19 protein-coding genes and 1 tRNA gene are annotated in these 21,836 nt (G+C 56.3%); 2 read left to right on the top strand and 18 right to left on the bottom strand.

All coding sequences use genetic code 11. The annotated features are described in order from the left end of the window. Positions 1–2,439, bottom strand: a complete 2,439-nt coding sequence (rnr, locus tag D3871_RS09470) for a ribonuclease R (RefSeq protein WP_119768661.1) — start codon at positions 2,437–2,439, stop codon at positions 1–3. A 153-nt stretch (positions 2,440–2,592) separates the two neighbouring features. Here rnr and D3871_RS09475 point away from each other — a divergent pair. After that, positions 2,593–2,679 (top strand) — tRNA-Leu (locus D3871_RS09475). Between the two features lie 376 nt (positions 2,680–3,055). Here the strand turns inward: D3871_RS09475 and D3871_RS09485 are convergent. The 16 genes from D3871_RS09485 to ndk all read right to left on the bottom strand — a co-directional run bounded on the left by D3871_RS09485 (position 3,056) and on the right by ndk (position 19,461). Beyond that, positions 3,056–3,586 carry a phosphoribosyltransferase gene (locus D3871_RS09485; RefSeq protein ID WP_420799634.1) on the bottom strand — a complete coding sequence of 177 codons (531 nt, stop codon included), beginning with the start codon at positions 3,584–3,586 and terminating at the stop codon, positions 3,056–3,058. A 31-nt stretch (positions 3,587–3,617) separates the two neighbouring features. Then, the gene (locus D3871_RS09490) at positions 3,618–4,916 is read right to left on the bottom strand and encodes an adenylosuccinate synthase (protein WP_119768663.1); all 1,299 of its coding nucleotides are present in this window, start codon (positions 4,914–4,916) and stop codon (positions 3,618–3,620) included. A 4-nt stretch (positions 4,917–4,920) separates the two neighbouring features. Beyond that, positions 4,921–6,072, bottom strand: a complete 1,152-nt coding sequence (locus tag D3871_RS09495; RefSeq protein WP_119768664.1) for an ATP phosphoribosyltransferase regulatory subunit — start codon at positions 6,070–6,072, stop codon at positions 4,921–4,923. Between the two features lie 206 nt (positions 6,073–6,278). After that, complete coding sequence (gene hflC / locus D3871_RS09500; protein ID WP_119768665.1) at positions 6,279–7,181, bottom strand: protease modulator HflC; 903 nt, start codon at positions 7,179–7,181, stop codon at positions 6,279–6,281. Beyond that, positions 7,181–8,476: an FtsH protease activity modulator HflK gene (gene hflK, locus D3871_RS09505; RefSeq protein WP_119768666.1), complete on the bottom strand. Its 1,296-nt coding sequence runs from the start codon at positions 8,474–8,476 to the stop codon at positions 7,181–7,183. Before hflK ends, hflC begins: the two co-directional genes overlap by 1 nt. A gap of 135 nt (positions 8,477–8,611) precedes the next feature. Further along, a complete protein-coding gene (hflX, locus tag D3871_RS09510) occupies positions 8,612–9,772 on the bottom strand; it encodes a GTPase HflX (protein WP_119768667.1) in 1,161 nt (386 codons plus the stop codon). Positions 9,773–9,799: 27 nt separating this feature from the next. Then, the gene (hfq, locus tag D3871_RS09515) at positions 9,800–10,036 is read right to left on the bottom strand and encodes an RNA chaperone Hfq (protein ID WP_057291543.1); all 237 of its coding nucleotides are present in this window, start codon (positions 10,034–10,036) and stop codon (positions 9,800–9,802) included. Positions 10,037–10,167: 131 nt separating this feature from the next. Beyond that, entirely contained in the window at positions 10,168–11,511 is a 1,344-nt protein-coding gene (der, locus tag D3871_RS09520) for a ribosome biogenesis GTPase Der (RefSeq protein ID WP_119768668.1), read from the bottom strand. A gap of 6 nt (positions 11,512–11,517) precedes the next feature. Beyond that, a complete protein-coding gene (gene bamB / locus D3871_RS09525; RefSeq protein ID WP_119768669.1) occupies positions 11,518–12,666 on the bottom strand; it encodes an outer membrane protein assembly factor BamB in 1,149 nt (382 codons plus the stop codon). 35 nt (positions 12,667–12,701) lie between these two features. After that, the gene (locus D3871_RS09530) at positions 12,702–13,349 is read right to left on the bottom strand and encodes a YfgM family protein (protein ID WP_119768670.1); all 648 of its coding nucleotides are present in this window, start codon (positions 13,347–13,349) and stop codon (positions 12,702–12,704) included. Positions 13,350–13,360: 11 nt separating this feature from the next. After that, positions 13,361–14,707 (bottom strand): histidine--tRNA ligase, encoded by a 1,347-nt coding sequence (gene hisS / locus D3871_RS09535; protein ID WP_119768671.1) that lies wholly within the window; start codon positions 14,705–14,707, stop codon positions 13,361–13,363. 26 nt (positions 14,708–14,733) lie between these two features. After that, positions 14,734–16,005 carry a flavodoxin-dependent (E)-4-hydroxy-3-methylbut-2-enyl-diphosphate synthase gene (gene ispG, locus D3871_RS09540; protein ID WP_119768672.1) on the bottom strand — a complete coding sequence of 424 codons (1,272 nt, stop codon included), beginning with the start codon at positions 16,003–16,005 and terminating at the stop codon, positions 14,734–14,736. 8 nt (positions 16,006–16,013) lie between these two features. Then, the gene (locus tag D3871_RS09545) at positions 16,014–17,012 is read right to left on the bottom strand and encodes a helix-turn-helix domain-containing protein (protein WP_158597898.1); all 999 of its coding nucleotides are present in this window, start codon (positions 17,010–17,012) and stop codon (positions 16,014–16,016) included. Then, positions 17,005–17,805, bottom strand: a complete 801-nt coding sequence (pilW, locus tag D3871_RS09550; RefSeq protein WP_199724818.1) for a type IV pilus biogenesis/stability protein PilW — start codon at positions 17,803–17,805, stop codon at positions 17,005–17,007. The genes D3871_RS09545 and pilW overlap by 8 nt, the downstream gene beginning before the upstream one ends. Further along, complete coding sequence (gene rlmN / locus D3871_RS09555; RefSeq protein WP_119768675.1) at positions 17,802–18,971, bottom strand: dual-specificity RNA methyltransferase RlmN; 1,170 nt, start codon at positions 18,969–18,971, stop codon at positions 17,802–17,804. Before rlmN ends, pilW begins: the two co-directional genes overlap by 4 nt. Positions 18,972–19,035: 64 nt before the next feature. Continuing rightward, positions 19,036–19,461, bottom strand: a complete 426-nt coding sequence (gene ndk, locus D3871_RS09560; RefSeq protein ID WP_119768676.1) for a nucleoside-diphosphate kinase — start codon at positions 19,459–19,461, stop codon at positions 19,036–19,038. Between the two features lie 215 nt (positions 19,462–19,676). On the opposite strand from ndk, the gene D3871_RS09565 reads away from it, so the two are divergent. Continuing rightward, the gene (locus tag D3871_RS09565; protein ID WP_119768677.1) at positions 19,677–20,369 is read left to right on the top strand and encodes a Bax inhibitor-1/YccA family protein; all 693 of its coding nucleotides are present in this window, start codon (positions 19,677–19,679) and stop codon (positions 20,367–20,369) included. Between the two features lie 65 nt (positions 20,370–20,434). Here the strand turns inward: D3871_RS09565 and rlmD are convergent, their stop codons facing one another. Further along, entirely contained in the window at positions 20,435–21,790 is a 1,356-nt protein-coding gene (gene rlmD, locus D3871_RS09570; protein ID WP_119768678.1) for a 23S rRNA (uracil(1939)-C(5))-methyltransferase RlmD, read from the bottom strand. Positions 21,791–21,836 lie beyond the last annotated feature (46 nt).

Consider the following 21,836-nt stretch of genomic DNA (forward strand, 5'->3'; position numbering starts at 1 on the left):
TTATCTTTTCCTCTTGCCGGTTTTAGCGCTTGCCTTGGAGGCTCGTGTCGTCTTGCCCGTCTTGCTGGCCGTGCCGGCCGAACGCGATGTGCGGCTCTTGCCTGCTTCGGCAGGTTTGGTCTTCTTGGCAGCGGGCTTAGCCTTGGCCTTTTTCTCCCGCCCCTGTTCGGCGTCCGCACGGCGCGCCTCGTTCTTGAGGGTGGTGTGGATATCGGTTTGGTTGACCAGGCGTAGGTCGATTTTGCGGGCGTCGAGATCGACCCGGCTGACTTGCACGGTGACGCGATCGGTCAACTGGTAGCGAATGCCGGTACGCTCGCCGCGCAACTCATGGCGCACTTCATCGTACTGAAAATAGTCTGCACCGAGTTCGGTGACATGCACCAGGCCTTCGATAAACAATGCATCAAGCTGAACGAAAATGCCGAACGGCGCAACGCCGGAAATCGTGCCGGTAAATTCTTCGCCGAGTTTGTCACGCACAAAGTAACATTTTAGCCAAGCTTCGACATCGCGCGAGGCCTCGTCGGCCCGCCGTTCATTGGCCGAGCAATGAATGCCGAGCGCTTCCCAGACCGCGAGATCGCCCTCTTTCCTTTTCTTGCCGTTAGCCTTGTCCTCGGCAGCCATCCGGCGTGCCGCTGGCGAGAGCATGGTGTTCAACTCGCTGGTTTCGATGCCCTTGGGTTCATAACGCTTTCCCTGCAGGATGGCCTTGATCGCACGATGCGTCAGCAGATCGGGATAGCGTCGGATCGGACTGGTGAAGTGCGCATAGGCTTCATACGCGAGACCGAAATGGCCGATATTGTCAGGACTGTACACCGCCTGCTGCATCGAGCGCAGCAGCATGGTTTGCAGCAATACCGCATCGGGCCGCAGCTTGATCTTGGGAATCAGTTCAGCGTAATCTGATGCGGCAGGGGCATCGCCGCCACCCAGATGCAATCCCATTTGCTTCAGGAAGGTACGCACCTGGTTCAATTTTTCCTTGGACGGACCTGCGTGCACCCGATACATGCCTGGATGCTTGTGACGCGCAAGCAGATCCGCCGCACAGACGTTTGCGGCCAGCATGCACTCTTCGATCACACGATGCGCATCATTGCGTGTACGCGGCAGGATTTTCTCAATCTTGCCGGCCGCATTGCAGACGATATAAGTCTCGGTTGTTTCGAAATCGATTGCACCACGTGACTGCCTGGCCTGAAGCAAGGCATGGAATACGTCATTCAGGTTTAACAGGTGCGGCACGAGCGTTTGCAGCTTCGCGGCTTCCGGCCCCTTGGTATTGGCGAGAACGGCAGCGACTTCGGTATAGGTCAGACGTGCAGCGGAGTGGATCACCGCCGGATAAAACTGATATGCCTTTATTTCGCCTTTTGCCGTAATCACTGCGTCACACACCAATGTCAGGCGATCGACCGCCGGATTCAGCGAGCACAGGCCGTTGGACAGCTTTTCCGGCAGCATGGGGATTACGCGCCGCGGAAAATACACCGAGGTGCTGCGCTCCAGCGCGTCCTTGTCGAGCGCGTCATTCGGTTTTACGTAGTGGCTGACATCGGCAATCGCGACAATCAATCGGTATCCGTTATTACGTCCGATCTTTACAGGCTCGCAATACACGGCATCATCGAAGTCACGCGCATCTTCGCCGTCTATCGTGACCAGCGGGACATCGCGCAGATCGACGCGGTCGGCCAGGTCGGCATCGCGCACCTCTCCCGGTAGCTTTGCAGCCAGCTTCTTTGCGGCCTCGGAAAATTCATGCGGCACACCATATTTGCGCACCGCGATTTCAATCTCCATGCCGGGATCATCGATATCGCCAAGGACCTCGACGATCTTGCCGACCGGCTGTGTGTAGCGCGAAGGCTGCTCCAGCAATTCGACGCTGACGACCTGGCCGGTCTTTGCCTGCCCCGGCGCACCGTGCAACAGGATGTCCTGACCGATGCGCTTGTCTTCGGGCGCAACCACCCACATGCCATTCTCATTGAGCAAACGCCCGATAACATATCTGTTCGCGCGCTCGATCACTTCGACAATGGTGCCTTCGGGCCGTCCACGACGGTCGGTGCCGATGATACGGATTTGCACGCGGTCGCCATGGAGGACCTTCTGCATTTCCTTTTCGGGAAGGAAGATATCGCCGCTGCCATCTTCGGGCGCAAGGAAGCCATATCCTTCGCGATGGCCCATCACACGGCCATCGATGAAGTTGGGCTGATGCGCAAGCTGATACTGGCCGCTACGACTCGGTTTGATCTGCCCGTCACGTTCCATTGCGTTGAGACGGCGTGTAAGGCCATCGATTTCGTCGGGCTTTACGTTGAGTGCCGTGGCAAGGGATTGCAGGTCCTGCGGCGATGAGGCCGTACGCAGGATGCCGAGAATTTCCTCCCGGCTGGGTATGGTGTAAGAAAATTGGCTCAACTGGGTGTTTCAGTTCATTGTTAATTTATTTAGCGGTTAGTGTAACGGAGTACCGTTGTATTTACCTAACGCTGTGCTTGCCTGCTCATTTTTTGCCTTCGTCACGTTCAATTGACACAATCCATTTTTCAGCTATAATGTTGGTCTTTCGCAGCCCAGATGGCGGAATTGGTAGACGCACTAGGTTCAGGTCCTAGCGGTGGCAACACTGTGGAGGTTCGAGTCCTCTTCTGGGCACCAAGTTGTTAGAAAAGGTCCGCATATGCGGACCTTTTCTTTTTCCTGGCTCGAAAACTTCAAAAGAAGTTTTGCTTGCCCCCGGCAAGCCACATCCGAATCCTCAATCCCACAATCCTGCATCGCCTCGCGCAGAGTCTTTTTCCTCTGTGCTTAATCCGCACATCACCTTGCATCCATGCATGCGTTCAAAATCACGTGCAACGTTTTGCGACCGGAATGGCTTGTCTCCGCCCAGGCCGCTCCATGCAAAAAAAAGCCCGTTGGTGAATCCAACGGGCTTCCCATGCATCGCCATTCTGATTCGCCAGCCTATCAACCAACGCGTTCGACGCTATTTTGATTATGAAAAACTTGGCAAGTTCAGAACACTATGTTGTCATCCGACTTCACCCTTCTTCAACCAGGCAGCGAGCTGATGCGGCCGTAGGCTGTCATATTCTTCAAACGGCTGATGTATCCATGGATTACTCGCCAGGTACTGCAAGTAATAATCGGGGCGCACCGATGAACAAGCCTTGCACCAGATTACCGCGGACTTTACTTCGGTAATGGCTGGAAAATTTTCTTTCAGGTGGGTCTGTACCTTTTCGAGCGTTACACCGGAATCCACCAGATCGTCCAGCAGCAGTACCTTGCCCGCAAGACTGCCACGCGTCATCGTAATATGCCGGCCAATATCGAGCGAACCTTGTACCTTGCCGGCTTCCTCCCTGTAAGAACTGGTCGAAAGAATTGCCAGCGGTACATCAAAGATCCGGGAAAAGATGTCGCCCGGCCTGAGTCCGCCGCGCGCCAGGCACAACACCTGATCAAACTGCCAGCCGGATTCGTGCACCATGCGTGCGAGTCCGACGATGGCGTTGTTGTACTCATCCCAGGAAACCCAAAGATCCTTATCGTTAGACATGAGGATGTTGCCTTCTGTAGTTTTATCCGTCTTACGCAAAAGGATGGCGCAAGACGATAGTCTCTTCGCGATCCGGCCCTGTGGATACCATGTCGACCGGCACGCCAACCAACTCTTCGATTCGTTTGATATAGGCGCGCGCGTTAGCCGGCAGCGCGGCCAGGGATTTGGCGCCCACTGTCGATTCGCTCCAACCCGGCATTTCTTCGTAGATCGGTTCGCAACGGGATGCGTCTTCCGCACCCACAGGGAAAATCGCAACTTCCTTGCCATCAAGCCTGTAGCCGGTGCAAAGCTTGAGGGATTCCAGTCCATCCAGCACGTCGAGCTTGGTAAGACACATGCCGGAGACACCGTTGATCTGTACCGAACGACGCAGCAGCGCGGCGTCGAACCAGCCACAGCGGCGTGCCCGGCCAGTGACGGTACCAAACTCGTGGCCGACGCTGGCCAGGTGCTTGCCAACGCCCTGGTCTGTCGGAAGCTCGGAGGGGAACGGACCGGAACCGACACGCGTGGTGTAGGCTTTGGTAATTCCCAGGATGTAGTGCAGCATGTTCGGGCCGACACCGGAACCGGCTGCGGCATTGCCGGCCACGCAATTGCTGGAAGTTACAAATGGGTAGGTGCCATGGTCGACATCAAGCAGGCTGCCCTGAGCGCCTTCGAACAGAAGGTTTCCGCCCGCCTTGTATGCGGCATACAGTGCGCTCGATACGTCAGCCACCATTGGCCGAATGCGCGACACTGTGGCCATTGCATCGTCATAGGTCTTCTGGAAGTCGACCGGGTCAGCCTTCAGATACTGCGACAGAACGAAGTTGTGATAGTCGAGGTTTTCCTTGAGCTTTTCACTGAACCGTCCTTCATTCAGAAGGTCCGCCACGCGAATCGCGCGACGCGCAACCTTGTCTTCGTAGGTCGGTCCGATGCCCTTGCCGGTCGTGCCGATCTTGGCAGCTCCACGAGCCATTTCGCGTGCCGCATCCAGTGCGGTGTGATATGGGAGGATTACCGGGCAGGCTTCCGACACCTTCAGGCGCGACACGACCTCCACGCCATTGGCCTGGAGCTTGTCGATTTCACGCAGCAGATCGGGAACGGACAGCACGACGCCATTGCCGATATAGCAGGCGACGCCCGGGCGCATGATGCCCGAGGGGATCAGCTGCAACGCGGTCTTCTGACCGCCAATCACCAGCGTATGGCCCGCATTGTGCCCGCCCTGAAAACGCACAACACCTTGCGCGTGATCGGTCAACCAGTCGACGATCTTACCTTTACCTTCATCGCCCCATTGGGTGCCGATGACAACGACATTCTTTGCCATGCTTTTAACCTAGTGTTTTAAGAATCCAGTTTCCATTTTCAAAAACGACGGAACGATTGCATTCGAACTCGTCCTCTTCGTTTTCATGACCGGGCAAGGCCTGGATGACGACCTCGCCGGCCCGGCGCAATTCATTGATTTTTTGACGCAAGTCGGGCTCGGTGCCCCATGGTGCACGTATTGCCTGCCTCCGCTCGGCGCCCGGCATCAGGCGCGCCAGTTCACGCAGATCCAGCGAAAATCCAGTGGCGGGACGTGCACGTCCAAACGCCTCGCCGACGTGATCGTAGCGACCACCCCGCGCAACCGCGTTCGGCAGTCCCGGCACGTAAGCCGCGAACATGACGCCACTGTGATAATGGTAGCCACGCAAATCGGCCAGGTCTACCGTTACCGTTGCTTCGCCCGCCTGCCTGATCAACAGGGCAAGCTCGTCCAGCGCCTGTGTAATACCAGCAAGCTTAGGCAACACCTGACGCGCGCGATCGATAATTTCCGCATTGCCATAGAGATTGGGCAGCGCTAGCAGAGCGTCACGGGTCTCCGGGCTGAAATCCGAGGTTAGCGCCTTCAAGCCGGGGATGTCTTTTGATTCAAGCAAGGTAAACAGAATCGCATCCGACTTTGCCGCCTTCGGATCATTGGCGATAATTGCGCGGAGGACACCGACATGGCAAAGGTCGAGGCGAACCTGGGTTATCCCTGCCAGAGCCAAAGACGCCAAAGTCAGCTCCTGGACCTCCGCATCCGCTTCCAGTCCGGCATGACCGTAGATTTCCGCACCGATCTGCAGTGGCTCGCGGGTGGCATACAAGCCGGAAGGACGGGTCTGCAACACGCTTCCCGCGTAACACAGACGCGTCACGGAGCGACGATTCAGCAGATGAGCATCGATCCGTGCCACTTGTGTGGTCATGTCCGCACGCACCCCCATGGTCCTCCCGGACAACTGATCGACCAGCTTGAAGATCCGCAGGTCCATGTCCTGCCCGGCACCGGTCAGTAGAGATTCAAGATACTCAAGCATCGGCGGCATGACCAGTTCGTAGCCATACGAGCGGAAATTATCAAGCAGCGTACGACGCAACTCTTCGATCTTGCGCGCTTCCGACGGCAAAACGTCGGCGATATTTTCGGGAAGGAGCCAATTTGGCATGACGGGAATGAAACTACGTTCTAAAAATAAATATGGGTCCGCTTTGGCATAGCAAGCATGCGCGAGAAATCAATCTGTCAAACAGATCGCCGTTCAAGCGAAGTTATTGACAAGATGTTTCCTCTGCACAGCAAAGAGGAAGGGAATGATACCTTTCTGCAAGGTATCATTCCCATGTTTCAGCAAGCCGGGCGTGTATTTTCCTGCTATTTCTTGACTGGTGCTGGTGCCGCCGTTGACGCCGGCCCCGTGTTCCTGAAGTATTTGAAGAACTCCGAGTTGGGGTCGAGCACCATCATGTCACTGCGACTCTTGAAGCTTGCACGATATGCTTCAAGGCTACGGTAGAACTTGTAAAACTCCGGATTCTGCCCGAATGCCTGCCCGTAGATCTGCGTGGCCTTGGCATCACCATCACCGCGGACGCTTTCGGCATCGCGATAAGCTTCCGCAAGAATGACTGTACGCTGACGGTCAGCATCCGCGCGAATCTTTTCCGACTCAGCAGCGCCGGTCGAACGCAATTCATTTGCGACACGTACACGTTCGGCCTTCATACGGTCATACACCGAGGCATTGATTTGCTCGACGTAATCCACCCGCTTGAGTCGGACATCGACAATTTCGACACCAATCTGTTTGGCTTCGTCAGTGACTTTTTTCTGGATGGAACTCATTACCTTGCCCCGTTCGCCAGAAATCACCTCGCGCACCGTGCGCTTGGTTATTTCCTCGTTCAAGGCAGCCTTGATAATTTGTGACATGCGGTCCTGTGCACGCCGTTCATCGCCGGTAAAGCTCACAAAATACAAGCGCGGATCGACAATGCGCCATTTGATATAGGCATCGACAAGAATATTTTTCTTTTCGGCCGTAATGAAGCGGTCGGCTTCAGGCGTGTCGAGCGTCAGTATCCGCTTGTCGAGGAATACGACGTTCTGAAACGGGGGTGGCAGTTTGAAATGCAATCCCGGCTCGCTGATAACCTTCTTGACTTCACCCAGCGCGAAGACGATAGCATACTGCCGCTGGTCAACAACGAAGAGTGTCGACATCAGCGCCGACAAGATGATCAGCGCAGCGATCGAATAAGAGACGAGACGACTCATTATCTTGTCTCCCGCTCGCGGGAATCACGGCCGTCACGGCTGCGCGATTCCTTCTGTCTTTGCATGTCCATCGATTGTAGCGGCTCGGTTGCCGAGGAAGTTCCGGAAGACTGTTGACTTTGCGTCCCGCTACCCGGCTTGGCAAGCGACGGATCAGTCGCAGTCTGCGCGATCAATTTGTCCAGCGGCAGATATAGCAAATTATTGCCGCTCCGGCTGTCAACCATGACCTTGGTAGTGTTGGAAAAAATCTGTTGCATAGTTTCGATGTAGAGACGATCGCGCGTCACTGCAGGCGCCTTCTGATACTCGACCAGCACTTGCTTGAAACGCTCGGCATCGCCCTGGGCATTGGCAACCACGCGGGAACGATATGCCTCCGATTCCTGAAGCAGGCGGGACGCTGCGCCACGTGCGCGAGGAATGACGTCATTGGCGTACGCCTGGCCTTCGTTTTTCTGGCGTTCGCGATCCTGGCCCGCCTTGACCGCATCGTCAAATGCGGCCTGGACCTGCTCCGGCGGCTGCACACCCTGCATGGTAACGTTGGTGATCTGCACACCCGCCTTGTAACGATCGACGATTTGCTGCATGACTTGGCTTACGTCGAAAGCGACTTTTTCGCGACCTTCGTATAGGACGAAATCCATCTTGCTGCGCCCGACGATTTCACGAATCGCGGTTTCCGCAACCTGACGCACCATTTCTTCCTGGTCACGGTTATTGAAGATCCATTCTGAAGCATTCTTCAATTTGTACTGGACCGCAAACTGGATATCGATGATGTTTTCATCGTCAGTCAGCATCAGCGATTCCTTGGCCTGCTTGTTCTTTACGCTGGATCGATAGCCGACCTCCACAGTTCGCACCTGTGAAACATTGACAATTTCGTGGCTTTGAATGGGAGCCGGCCAGCGCCAATTGAAACCAGCCGGCGTCATGTGGTCATATTTTCCGAATGTCATGACGACAGCGGTTTGCCCTTCCTGCACAATGAAGAAGCCGCTTATCAGCCATAGAAAAGCAATAATCGCCGCGATCAGGCCAAAGCCGATACCGGCGCCCTTCATGTCGGGGGTGAATCCACCATCACCGCGCCCTCCTCCCCGATTACCGAACAATCGATTGAGACGCTGATTGAACTCCCGCCATAATTGGTCAAGGTCGGGGGGGCCATCATTCGGGCGCTTGCCATCCTGATTTTGATTTTGTCCATTGTCCTGGGAACCACGTCCCCAGCGCGGGTCGTTCAATGAAAATTTGAGGCCGATTTTTTTAATTAGAGGAACAGGCATTCTCTCGCTATCCGGCTTATGTTAATAATTTGCAATGTTAGAGGGTGATTATCAATTTGCACAGCATCGAGCATGGTGGTCCACTGCCTTGCTTTGAACAACGCAACTCTCTCTCGCTCGCTGCATGGAGTCTGGCTACGGCCTGCCCGCGCTGGTGACGCCTGCAAACGGAACGGGACTTGGTTCTTCGCGTTTATCCGATACCGGCAGACGGTCAATTTGGGCAACCGCATCTTCCTTCGCAAACTCGGTTACTGCCTCGCGTAGCAAATCAAGGCCTGTGCCGGTCTGGGCGCTTATGAAAACACGGCGGATTTTATCATATTCATCACGCTCTAAAGCCGGCTCCAGGCCAGCGACGTCAATCTTGTTCCAGACCAGAATCTGCGGAATATGGTCAGCGCCGATTTCGGCAAGAACATTATTGACCTCTTCAATCTGTTCCATCCGTACCGGACTGGCGCCATCCACTACATGCAGGAGCAGATCGGCGTGAACGGTTTCTTCCAGCGTGGCCCGAAACGACGCAACCAGTTGGTGAGGCAACTCGCGGATGAATCCGACAGTATCTGAAATCACGACATTTCCAGCTTCACCTAGATAGATGCGGCGGGATGTCGTATCGAGCGTTGCAAACAGTTGATTTGCCGCGTAAGCCTGCGCCTTGGTCAATGCATTGAAGAGCGTGGACTTGCCGGCATTGGTATAACCGACGAGTGATATCGAGAAAGTATTGTTACGGCCGCGCGCACGCCTCTGCGTCTGGCGTTGACGATGCAGCTTGTCCAGGCGGGTACGCAATGCCTTGACCCGGTCGCCGAGCAAGCGGCGGTCTGTTTCAAGCTGGGTTTCGCCGGGTCCGCGCAAACCGATACCACCCTTTTGGCGTTCCAAGTGAGTCCATCCGCGAATCAGCCGGGTTGCAAGGTGCTGGAGCTGCGCGAGTTCCACCTGAACCTTACCTTCGTGGCTTTGCGCGCGCTGGGCGAATATGTCGAGAATGAGACTCGTACGGTCAATGACACGAACCTTGAGATGGCGTTCGAGATTACGTTGCTGCGCTGGTGAAAGCGCATGGTTGAATATCACCAGGTCAAGCTTGTCGCAAACCACGGCATTGGCGATTTCGTCTGCCTTGCCAGACCCGACAAACAGAGCCGCGTCGGGACTGGAGCGTTTTCCGGTGATGGTTGCAACTGGGTCTGCTCCTGCGGACTTTGACAGTAACGAGAGCTCTTCCAGGCTTGCGGCAAAGTCTCCTTTGCCGAAATCGACGCCGACTAATGCAGCGCGCATGAGGGATGTGGACGAAGTAGTGATCTCTTATTCCGCGTCAGATTCAACATTGATATTCACTGCTCGCGCCGGTACCACGGTGGAAATGGCATGCTTGTAAACCATCTGCGTAACGGTATTGCGGAGCAGTACGACGTATTGGTCAAACGATTCGATATGACCTTGGAGCTTGATGCCGTTCACGAGATAAATCGAGACGGGAACGTGCTCTTTGCGTAAGGCGTTGAGGAAGGGGTCTTGTAACAGTTGCCCTTTGTTGCTCATGACAGCTCCGTGATGTTGTTGTGATGTGGAGTTGGAGGCGACCTGAGAATTTTCAAGTGCCTCTCTGATAATGTATTTACGACTGTAATCGATTTCCGCGCAGTTTGCCAAGCATGACACAAAGACAAGCGCTATTTTTCATCCCTGGCAAACGGATTCTTGCTAGAACGCAGTTCGATACGTAATGGAGTGCCTACCAGTGAAAAAGTTTCGCGGAAGTGTTTCTCCAGATAACGCTTATAGCTATCGTCGATAGCGTCCAGCGCATTACCGTGGATAACCACGATAGGCGGGTTCTGCCCACCCTGGTGCGCATATCGCAGCTTGGGTCGGATCGAGCCCTTGCGTCGCGGCTGCTGGTGTTCGACGGCCTCGATCAGCGCACGTGTCAGGCGCGGGGTTGACAGCTTCGCCATCGCTGCGGCATAGGCGGAATCGATGGATTTCATCAGTGGGCCGATGCCACTGCCTTTCAGCGCCGAGATGAAATGGAACTTGGCGAAAAAGAGAAAACTCAGCTTGCGTTCCATGTCCATCTTGATCGCATCTCTTTTATCCGCGTCCAACCCGTCCCATTTGTTGACCCCGACCACCAAAGCGCGGCCTGACTCCAGGACAAAACCGGCGATATGTGCGTCCTGTTCGGAGATATCTTGCTGCGCATCAAGCAGAAGCAGTACGACATTGGCTTCCGAAATCGATTGCAGGGTTTTGACTACCGAGAATTTTTCGATCGCTTCGAACACCTTGCCACGCCGGCGGATACCAGCGGTATCGATCAGGGTGTAATGTTTGCCTTCACGTTCGAAAGGAATTTCGATCGAATCGCGCGTCGTACCGGGCATGTCGAATGCAATGACACGGTCTTCGCCGAGCAAGGTATTTACCAGGGTTGACTTTCCGACATTCGGACGACCGACAATGGCAATCTTGACACCACGACCTGCTGCGGCTTCGGTTTCGGGTTCCGGCGCACGCTGGGCAAATGCGATATCCAGCGACTCATTAACGAGGTCGACCACGCCGTCGCCATGAGCGGCGGAAATGACGTATGGGTCACCCAGCCCGAGCTCATAGAAATCGGCAGTGACCGAGGTGTACTTCATCCCCTCGGCCTTGTTCACGACCAGCATGACCTGACGGCCGGCCTTGCGCAAAAAATCGGTGATGGTCTTGTCGTGCGGGGTCAGTCCCTGCCGCCCGTCGACGATAAACACCACGACATCAGCTTCGGCGACGGCCTGCTTTGTCTGCTTGGCCATCTCGTACATGATGCCTTCCTTGGCTACCGGCTCGAAACCACCGGTATCGATCACGAGGAAAGGACGTTCACCTACCCTGCCCTCGCCATAATGGCGGTCACGGGTAAGTCCAGGAAGGTCTGCGACCAGGGCATCGCGCGACCGGGTCAGCCGGTTGAACAATGTGGATTTGCCGACGTTAGGTCGGCCGACTAATGCAATTACCGGCTTCATTTGTTTTTACTCGGTTGCAAGTGCAACCACTGTTCCTGCTTGTGTTTGAAAAACCGCACGATTTCCGGTTACCGGCGCGGTGCCGGTAACCGGACTGCCGTCCGTGCTTACGCGTGCGACCAGAGAGCCGTCATCACGCGATAGAAAATGGATATATCCCTGACCGTCACCAACCGCAACGGCGGGTCCCAGAGGTACCGGAGCGGAAAGTCGACGATTGGCAAGTTTGGTATTGCGCCATGCTCCCGAGCCGGATTCACGCGTCAACGCAGTGACGGCCCCGCGCTCGTCGGCCGCGAATACAAAACGCTCGTCTACACCGAGACCTACATCGCTGGACAATTCCTTGCCCCAACGCGGTGCGCCGTTGGTCGCATCGAAGCATGCGACCCGCCCTTGATAGGCGACCGCACACACATCACGCCCCGCAGCGATGGGAGAGCCGGACAAATCCGCAATACGTTCCAGTTCCGTGGTCCCACGGGGATCGCCGACCGCCACTTCCCAGCGCGCACCGCCGTTGGTAAGGGCGAGCGCCAACAGTCGGCCGCCCGGGAGCGCAACGTATGCATTCGGCCCGGCAATCGTGATGCCAGGCGCAGTGCGCAAAGTCAGCGAAGGTGACGGCCGTTGGGCGACCCAGCGCCGGCTTCCGGTTTCCGCGTCAAAGGCGGCAATGCGATTGTCCACGCTGCGAACGACGACAAGGCCCTGTCCGACCGCAGGCGCAGACAGGATTTCACTCGATGCCTGTGCCTTCCAGCGCAACTTGCCGTCGCCGCTGAAGGCCATCAGCATACCTTTGTCGGCGCCCACAGCAACAGTCGTCCCATCGCTGCCGACTCCAGCCGTCAAAGGTGTGCCAACGTTGATGCGCCAATCGGCACGGCCGCTGGCAGCGTCGATGCGCGACAACGTGCCATCCGCAGCCGCAACGAACACGCTGTCTGCAGTAACCGCCGGCGTAAAGACAAAATTGGCGGCGCTGCCGATCGATGTCGACCATGCGGTACGGACCGGTAAAGTCTGCTTGAACTCTTCCAGCGCAGCCGGCGGATTGCGCGGCGCGGGCTTGCTGGCGAAAGGATTGAGCGATGAACAACCAGCCAGAACGGCGACCATCCCTACTGAGGTGAGTTTGACGGCAATACGCATTCTTTCCCCTTGTTATTTGACTTATGCTGCGTGACTTATGCTGCGGCTTTTGCAGAACCGCCGATTGCATCGAGCTTCAGCTGGATCAACTGGCGTGCCGGGTTTTGTTCACCGGTTTTTTCCAGAGCCGTCTTGTAAGCCGCCTTGGCGTCTTCGATCTTGGACTGTGCGGTTAGAATATCGCCCTTGCGATCCGCAACCGCGCCGGCAAACTGCTCGGGAAAATCACCCGACAGTACCTTGAGTCCTTCATCAAAAGCCTTTTCATCGAGCAGCACACCTGCCAGGCGAAGCTTGGCGATCGCCTTGTACTCGTCGCTGGCGCCATTGTCGATCACCCATTGCAGCTGGGTTTTGGCCGTTTTCAGGTCGCCGTTGTCAAACGCGCTCTTGGCGGCAGCAAGTGCCCCCATCTGTGCGTACAGTGTCTTGCCGAACTTGGAGGTGACATCCGCGGCGGCGCGTTGCACCCTGGCGTTATCCTTTGCAGTCACGCCCTTCTGCAACTCTTCGTACAGCAGCGCAGCCTGTGCGGCCTGGTTGCGTTGGTAGGTCTTCCAACCGGTCCAGCCGGCGTAAGCTGCAAGTGCGATGATCAGCACCCAGGTGATGAGGTTGCCGTACTGCTTCCACCACGACTTCAGGGAGGCCAGCTGTTCTTGTTCTTCGAGATCGTATGCCATGATGTTTCTAATCAGTGAAGGTGGTGGTGGGTGGGATCGTCGCATTCATCGCCGCAAACGATCTGGTCGAGGACATGCGCGGCAACCGACTCCAGCGGGACGGTAACCTGGTTGTTGTCGACATCTTCCGCGCGCAGGTTTTTGACAGCCGCAACGCCTTTGGCAACTTCGTCTTCGCCGATGATGACGGCGAAGCCGGCTCCACTGGCATCGGCACGCTTCATTTGTGACTTGAAGCTGGCGCCGCCACTTGGCGATGTACAGTTGAGAACCACATCCAGCCCGGCATCGCGCAGGCGCTCGGCGACGACGAAGGCCTGTAGCTGCGCTTCCTCGCCCTGGTGCACCACGTAGACATCGCATTGGTTCGGTGCGTACTGTTCTCCGCTGACCTTGAGCAGCTCAAGCAGGCGCTCGACACCGATCGCAAAGCCGCAAGCAGGCGTCGGCTTGCCGCCGAACATTTCGATCAACGGATCATAACGGCCGCCACCGCAGACGGTGCCTTGCGAACCGAGCTGATCGGTCACCCATTCGAACACGGTACGATTGTAATAATCCATGCCTCGTACCAGCCGAGGATTGATGGTGAATGGAATGCTGTTGTGCCGAAGGATTTTTTGCACGCCCTCGAAGTGGGAGCGCGACTCTTCGCCAAGGTAATCGAGCAGCTTGGGAGCAGCATTAACCATGGCCTGCATTACCGGATTTTTCGTGTCCAGGATACGCAGCGGATTCGAATGCAGGCGACGCTGCGCGTCGGTATCCAGCAGTTCCTTGTGCTGTTCGAAGTAGGCGACCAGATCCGCGCGGTGACGGCTACGCTCTTCCGCATTGCCAATGGAGTTGAGCTCAAGGCGGATATCCTGCAGACCGAGATCGTCCCACAGGCGCTGGCACAGCATGATCAGCTCGGCATCGACATCGGGACCGGTGAAACCCAGCGCTTCGGCACCGACCTGGTGAAACTGGCGGTAGCGGCCGCGTTGCGGCTTTTCGTGACGGAACATCGGACCCATGTACCAGAGCCGCTTCGGACCGTCGTAGGTCAAATTGTGTTCCAGCGCAGCACGCACGACACTAGCAGTGCTTTCCGGACGCAGGGTAAGCTGGTCGCCGTTCATCGAATCGACGAAGGAATACATTTCCTTTTCAACGATATCGGTTACCGCGCCCAGTCCTCGCGCGAACAAGGCGGTGGGTTCGACGATAGGTGTGCGAATCTGCTGGAAGCCATAGCTTTTGAGTACCGATTGCACGGTATTTTCAAATAGCTCCCAGAGCGGCGCATCGCTCGGCAGGATGTCGTTCATTCCTTTTACGCCGACGATTTTTTCTGCTTTTTTGATTTCTGACATTCTGATAACGCTTTACATGCGATGGCCTAGACGGCCACCGCTTCTTTTCCATAACGGTTTTTTACATAGTCCAGCACGATGTCCTGGAACTCTTCGGCAATCCGTTCGCCACGCAACGTGACTTTCTTTTCTCCGTCAACGAATACCGGTGCAGCCGGGGATTCCCCGGTGCCCGGCAGGCTGATGCCGATATTGGCGTGTTTCGATTCGCCCGGGCCATTGACGATGCAGCCCATCACGGCGACGTTCATGTTTTCGACGCCGGGATATTGCTTTTTCCAGACCGGCATCTGGTCGCGCAGATAGGTTTGGATCTTGTCGGCCAGTTCCTGGAAAACGGTCGACGTGGTCCGGCCGCAACCCGGGCAGGCGATCACCATGGGCGCAAACTTGCGCAGCCCCATGGTCTGGAGAATTTCCTGTGCGACGACAACTTCCTTGGTGCGGTCACCGCCGGGTTCGGGCGTAAGCGAAATCCGTATCGTGTCGCCGATACCTTCCTGCAGCAGTACCGACAGCGCGGCGGTCGATGCAACGATACCCTTGCTCCCCATGCCAGCCTCGGTCAGGCCGAGATGCAGCGGATAATCGCAGCGGCGCGCCAGTTCACGGTAGACGGCAATCAGATCCTGCACGCCGGAGACTTTACACGACAGGATGATCTTGTCACCTGCGAGGCCCACTTCTTCGGCACGTTGCGCATTTTCGATGGCGGAGGTCACCAGCGCTTCATACATGACAGCCTGCGCAGTCCATGGCTCGGAGCGGCGTGCATTTTCATCCATGATACGCGCCAGCAGCGCTTGATCCAGACTTCCCCAGTTCACGCCGATGCGGACCGGCTTGTCGTACTTGCAGGCGATTTCGATCATCTGCGCAAACTGCGTGTCGCGCTTTGCACCCTGCCCCACGTTGCCGGGATTGATACGATATTTCGACAGCGCCTGCGCGCATTCCGGAAAGTCGGATAGCAGCTTGTGGCCGTTGTAATGGAAGTCGCCCACCAGCGGTACGTCGACGCCCATCTTGTCGAGCTGTTCGCGGATGGCGATCACCGCCGCCGCCGCCTCGGGATTGTTGACCGTAATGCGTACCAGTTCCGATCCTGCACGGGCCAAGTCCTTGACCTGAATCGCAGTGCCAACGGCATCGGCGGTATCGGTATTGGTCATCGACTGCACGACGACCGGCGCATTGGCGCCGACCAGGACTTCTCTCGCGCCGTAGCGAATTGAAACGCCGCGGGCATTTCGACGCGCGAGCGGTCCTGAGGCGATTGGATGGGTAATTGTCGACATACGAGATCTTATTTCAGCGTTAGCCGGGCAATGTTGCCATTGCCCGGCACCTTGAGTTCTATTGCCGATCCGCGCAGGCTGGCATCGACCCCGGCCGCATTTCCGAACACGACCGACACCGGTTCGGTGACCTCGACGGATGCGGACTCACCGGCCTTCAAAAGGCGGGACAGCATAGGCTGACTGCCGCTTGTTCGCTTGATCTCGACCCATGAATCCTGACGCGCGTTGATGACGAGCGCATCCTTGCCAGCTGCCACGGCAGGCGTTGAAGATCCGGTCGTAGCGCCGGCACTTTGAGCGGACTGAGGCAGCGCAGCGGACGCGTTGGGCGTGGTCGCGGCTTGCTGTCCACCGGTCGTCGGCGCAGTCTCGCTATTTGACGGGGGAACAGGAAGTGGCTGCTCCACTACCGAACCCAAATCGGCCAGAGGGGCGAGCGGAACAGCAGGCTCGGCCGCCGGGCTTGGCTGTCCCGGCGCCGTCATCTGGGCAATGCCGTCCTTGACCTGCGAAGTGGCGGCCTTCGACATGTCCGCAATATCCTTGTCATTCAGGATCACCCAGCCGGCGGCACCTGCGAGAACCGCCGCCAGCACACCAAAAATCCAGCGAGAGGAAAATGCACCATGACGTTCAGTCATCGATGGCAGACGGGCCTCGGAAAATGGTGTTGACAGCGACTGGCGCGGACGAATCGACTCCTGTGCCAGCACGGTCTCACCGCCAAGCGACGCGAGTAGCGGAGTCGCATCGATCTTCAGCAGCTTGGCATACTGACGAACGAATCCGCGCACGATCGCCATACCGGGCAGCGACGGGTAATCGTCCGCCTCGATAGCAGCCACCTGGCGCGGAGCGAGATTCAGCTGGCTAGCAACCTGCTCAATGCTCCAACCGCGCTCCTGCCGATGGGCAGCCAGTTGCGCACCCGGCGAAACGAGAATCGGATGACCACCAGACGGGTCACCGGACATTGCCGCATCGTTGATGCCTGCGTCACTCATTGAATGCTCCACGTTGATATGCGGCATATTCCGCAGACCCCGCATGGCGACGGCGCAGCTGGGTGGCCAGACTCGATTCGGCGGCACGATCGCCTAGCTTGCGTTCGATCCTGATGGCAAGCCAAAGCACGTCCGCCGTCATGACATCGGCTTTCATCACGCGACTGATATAGAATCTCGCCCGATCAAAATCCTGCCGATCGAAGTAGAGCCGCGCAAGATTGACATTGGTCGACGGGTTGCCCGGATCATATTGAAATGCCTGCGAAAAATACCGCTCGGCCGCAATCCTGTCTTTCAGCTTGAGACTGCACGTACCCGCATTATTGAGTGCCTTTGCCGGAGACTGATAGGCACGATTCTTTAACGCGGTTTCAAAATAGGAAATCGATTGCTGTTCCCGCCCGTTCTGGCAGAGGAACCAGCCATAGTTATTGTTGAAATCAGGCGAATTGGGCGCGAAACGGAGCGCAGTCAGAAAGTTATCTTCCGCCAGCCGCAGCTCGCCCATCTCCATGTAAATCAGGCCGCGCATGCTGTAGGCATCGGCGAAATCCGGATCGGCAGCCAGCGCCTGCTTGATTTCATCCAGTGCCACGGCGGGCTGACGCTGCTCGTAATAGCCAATTGCCAGCTGCAGACGTATGCGTGCCCGTTTCTGGTTATCGGTCTGATCGGAGCTTGTCAGCAGTTCGGCCCGGCCGCTGGAACCAGGCGTACTGGCGCATCCCGCCAGCAGCAGCACTATGGCTGCAACCGAAGCGCACCAGGCAAACTTGGCAGTGCGGCTCACCGAGACACCTCGACAATTCGACCAAAGTCCTTGCCAAATTTTTTCTGGTACTCCGCCATTTTTTGCATGCGCTCCTGCACTCGCGTGCGATCCTGAACTTCCCCGGCCAGTTGTCCGCATGCTGCATCAATGTCATCGCCACGCGTCTTGCGCACGGTAGTGACAATACCCGCATCCATCAGTATTTGGGCAAATGCCTTGATGCGCGGATTGTTCGACCGCTTCAGGCCCGACTCCGGGAAAGGATTGAAAGGAATAAGGTTGAACTTGCAAGGCACCGGTTCGCTTCCGCCTTGCACCAGTGCGATCAATTCGCGTGCATGCGCGTCGGTATCGTTGACGCCGTCGAGCATGCAGTACTCAAAAGTAATAAAGTCCCTGGGAGCGAACTCAAGATAGCGACGGCACGCGGCCATCAGATCGGCCAATGGATATTTCTTGTTCAGAGGCACCAGACCGTCTCGCAATTCATCGTTCGAGGCATGGACGGAGACAGCAAGCGCTACCGGACATTCCTGCGACAGTTTGTCCATCATTGGCACCACGCCACTCGTAGACACGGTCACGCGGCGGCGGGACAAGCCATAGGCATTGTCATCCAGCATGAGCTTGAGCGCAGTCACTGTGGGCTCGAAATTCAGCAAGGGTTCGCCCATACCCATCATCACCACGTTGGTGATTTGACGTTCGCCTTTGTGCCCTGGCTCGATTCCCTTGGTACGGCGCAATTCAAACTCCGCCATCCACAACTGGCCAATGATTTCGCCTACCGTGAGGTTGCGGCTAAAGCCCTGCTTGCCGGTTGAGCAAAACCTGCAATTGACCGCACATCCTGCCTGCGTAGAGATACACAGGGTGCCACGGTTTTCTTCGGGAATGAATACGGTTTCGACCGCGTTGCCTTGCCCGACGTCAAGCAGCCATTTGCGGGTGCCATCGGCAGAGGTGTGGTCACTGATAATGGAGGGGGCGGAAATCGTTGCGCGGGTTCTCAGCTTATCGCGCAAGGACTTCGCGAGGTCGGTCATTGCATCGAAATCGCTGGCGCCGAACTGGTGGATCCAGCGCTGCAATTGTTTGGCGCGAAACGGTTTCTCACCCAACTCGCCGCAATAGGCAACGAGTTGCGCGGGATCGAGATCCAGCAGATTGGTGAGGTCCGTCATGGCAAGTCTTCATCATGTTGTTTGCCCTGTTCACGACAGGTGGCCAAGGCAAACGGATTTTAAATTAGCGGGAGTAGACGTTCAGCGCAGGGAAGAAATACGAGATTTCAACCTTTGCAGTCTCTTCTGCGTCGGATCCGTGTACTGCGTTTGCATCGATCGAATCGGCGAAGTCGGCGCGGATCGTGCCCTTGTCTGCCTTCTTCGGATCGGTTGCACCCATCAGCTCGCGGTTCTTGGCGATTGCGCCTTCACCTTCGAGGGCCTGGATCATGACCGGGCCGGAAATCATGAAATCGACGAGGTCCTTGAAGAAAGGACGTTCGCGGTGAACAGCGTAAAAGCCTTCTGCTTCGGTGCGGGACAGCTGCGCCATGCGAGCGGCGATAACTTTCAGGCCGGCGTTCTCAAAACGGGTATAAATCTGACCGATCACGTTTTTTGCTACTGCGTCCGGTTTGATGATCGACAGGGTGCGCTCGATTGCCATCTGTAAAAACTCCAATAAAAAGAAAGGGTTAAGATTGATAATTGATAAAGCAACTAACCTTCTATTTTAGCATGAAAGCCCCTTATCAAGGACTTTCCTCAAAGCCAGCGCGTTTTGAGGGCGTGAACTTCGCTTGGTTCCATCTATCCCAAGAAAATGCGTATTGATGCGTGCTATGCTGTCAATACATGGCAAGTAATCCGAATGGAGGAAATATGGAGCACAAGCTTCCACATACTTTTGGTGCGTCAACCGATGCACTTGTGGTACGTAACCGCGTACTGAGAAACACCTATTGGCTGCTTGCCATCTCAATGCTTCCCACAGTGTTGGGCGCATGGGTAGGCGTGCAATTCCGGTTCAACCTCTTTTCCGGCAGTCCGGTCATCGGCTTCTTTCTCTTCCTGGCAATTGCATTCGGTTTCTTTTATGCAATTGAGAAAACCAAGAACTCTGGCCTTGGCGTAGCCATCCTGCTAGGCTTTACGTTTTTCATGGGCTTGATGCTATCCCGCCTGATCAGTTACACGCTCGGATTTTCCAATGGCGCCTCGCTGATCATGACGGCATTCGGTGGAACCGCCGCGATTTTTGCCGGCATGGCAACCATTGCGACTGTATCCAAGCGAGACTTTTCCGGTCTCGGCAAATGGCTGTTTGCAGGAGTTCTGGTGATACTGGTTGCCGCGCTCGCGAATATCTTCCTTCAGATGCCGGCCCTGTATCTCGTGGTTTCAGTGCTCGCGATTGTCATTTTCTCCGCCTACATTCTGTATGACGTGCAGCAGATCATCAACGGCGGCGAAACAAACTATATCTCCGCGACGCTGGCAATTTACCTCGACGTGTATAACATTTTCACCAATCTACTCGCTTTGCTCGGCATCGCCGGAGGTAGTCGCGAGTGACACGGGTGTAGTTGCAACTCAAAAAGCCGACGGACACGTCGGCTTTTTTATTTGGTCGCCGTCTATCAGGCCGCGTCTGATTCAGGCAAGTCGAATACCGCAATCGACTCCACGTGCGCGGTATGGGGAAACATGTTCACGACGCCGGCCTGGCTGAGCCGATATCCACCTTGATGCACGAGATACCCTGCATCGCGAGCAAGCGTTGCAGGACTGCAAGAAACGTAAACGATGCGTTTGGGCTGCATTTCGGGATGGGATTCCTTCAAGCCGACGATGGCCTGACAGACATCCAATGCTCCTTCACGTGGGGGATCGATCAGGAGACGGTCAAATTTGCCCAACGCCACGAAGTCTTCCGTCTTTGCCTCGAACAGATTACGACAGTAAAAACTGGTCTTGTCCGCAAGGCCATTCAACTTGGCATTTTCCAGTGCCCGCTCGGTCAGGGCCGTACTTCCTTCGATACCGACCACCTCCCGCACCTGGGTCGCGATCGGAAGCGTAAAGTTGCCGAGTCCGCAAAACAGGTCGGCCACACGTTCATGCGGCTGGGCATCCAGCAGACGCAGGGCGCGCGCTACCAGCACGCGGTTAATGTGATGATTTACCTGGGTAAAGTCAGTCGGCTTGAACGGCATGGTGACGCCGAATTCCGGCAACAGGTAGTTCAGTTGCGCGTCGAGGGGATAAAACGGATATACCGTGTCGGGGCCCTTGGGCTGCAACCACCACTGGATGCGGAATTCATCCGCAAACGACCTGAGCTTTACCTCGTCGTCGGCAGTCAGCGGCCCCATGATGCGCAATACCAGTGCGGTTACGGTTTCGCCGACCGCCAGCTCGATTTGCGGCATCTTGTCGAAAATCGACAGCGACTCCACCAGACGGCGCAGGGGTACCAGCATGGCCGACACATGTGGCGGAAGAATTTCGCAGGTCTTCATGTCGGCAATAAACGAAGATTTGCGCTCATGAAAGCCAACCAGCACCCCGCCCTTCTTCTGCACGTTGCGTACCGAAAGACGCGCACGATAACGGTATCCCCAAGTCGGGCCGTACATGGGCCGCATCATGCGCTCGGCACGGACCTTTCCGATATGCCATAGATTGTCTTCAAGAACGCGCTGCTTGATCGCCACCTGGGCGGATGGCTCAAGGTGCTGCATCGCGCAGCCGCCGCAGGTTCCGAAATAGACGCACTTCGGCGTGACCCGCAATGCGGATTCGTTGTGCAATTCGGTCAGGGTCGCGGCTTCCCATTTCGGCTTCTTCCGGAACGAGTGAAAACCGACCCGCTCACCGGGCAAAGCGCCTTCCACAAAGATGACCTTGCCGGGCGTGCCGTCTTCATTCTGTAAATGACCAACGCCCCGACCTTCCATGTCGAGGGATTCGATAACGATCGTGCTGTGCTGCATAGAAAAATTTGAAATGTCGGACCGGCGGTCCGAGGTGTAAGAGAAG

The organism is Noviherbaspirillum saxi (assembly GCF_003591035.1).
Classification (GTDB): Bacteria; Pseudomonadota; Gammaproteobacteria; order Burkholderiales; family Burkholderiaceae_D; genus Noviherbaspirillum; species Noviherbaspirillum saxi.

Coding starts and splice junctions, on each gene's coding strand:
- D3871_RS09485 (WP_420799634.1), bottom strand. CDS start 3,586: ATGTCTAACGATAAGGATCTTTGGGTTTCCTGGGATGAGTACAACAAC.
- D3871_RS09490 (WP_119768663.1), bottom strand. CDS start 4,916: ATGGCAAAGAATGTCGTTGTCATCGGCACCCAATGGGGCGATGAAGGT.
- D3871_RS09495 (WP_119768664.1), bottom strand. CDS start 6,072: ATGCCAAATTGGCTCCTTCCCGAAAATATCGCCGACGTTTTGCCGTCG.
- hflC (WP_119768665.1), bottom strand. CDS start 7,181: ATGAGTCGTCTCGTCTCTTATTCGATCGCTGCGCTGATCATCTTGTCG.
- hflK (WP_119768666.1), bottom strand. CDS start 8,476: ATGCCTGTTCCTCTAATTAAAAAAATCGGCCTCAAATTTTCATTGAAC.
- hflX (WP_119768667.1), bottom strand. CDS start 9,772: ATGCGCGCTGCATTAGTCGGCGTCGATTTCGGCAAAGGAGACTTTGCC.
- hfq (WP_057291543.1), bottom strand. CDS start 10,036: ATGAGCAACAAAGGGCAACTGTTACAAGACCCCTTCCTCAACGCCTTA.
- der (WP_119768668.1), bottom strand. CDS start 11,511: ATGAAGCCGGTAATTGCATTAGTCGGCCGACCTAACGTCGGCAAATCC.
- bamB (WP_119768669.1), bottom strand. CDS start 12,666: ATGCGTATTGCCGTCAAACTCACCTCAGTAGGGATGGTCGCCGTTCTG.
- D3871_RS09530 (WP_119768670.1), bottom strand. CDS start 13,349: ATGGCATACGATCTCGAAGAACAAGAACAGCTGGCCTCCCTGAAGTCG.
- hisS (WP_119768671.1), bottom strand. CDS start 14,707: ATGTCAGAAATCAAAAAAGCAGAAAAAATCGTCGGCGTAAAAGGAATG.
- ispG (WP_119768672.1), bottom strand. CDS start 16,005: ATGTCGACAATTACCCATCCAATCGCCTCAGGACCGCTCGCGCGTCGA.
- D3871_RS09545 (WP_158597898.1), bottom strand. CDS start 17,012: ATGAGTGACGCAGGCATCAACGATGCGGCAATGTCCGGTGACCCGTCT.
- rlmN (WP_119768675.1), bottom strand. CDS start 18,971: ATGACGGACCTCACCAATCTGCTGGATCTCGATCCCGCGCAACTCGTT.
- ndk (WP_119768676.1), bottom strand. CDS start 19,461: ATGGCAATCGAGCGCACCCTGTCGATCATCAAACCGGACGCAGTAGCA.
- D3871_RS09565 (WP_119768677.1), top strand. CDS start 19,677: ATGGAGCACAAGCTTCCACATACTTTTGGTGCGTCAACCGATGCACTT.
- rlmD (WP_119768678.1), bottom strand. CDS start 21,790: ATGCAGCACAGCACGATCGTTATCGAATCCCTCGACATGGAAGGTCGG.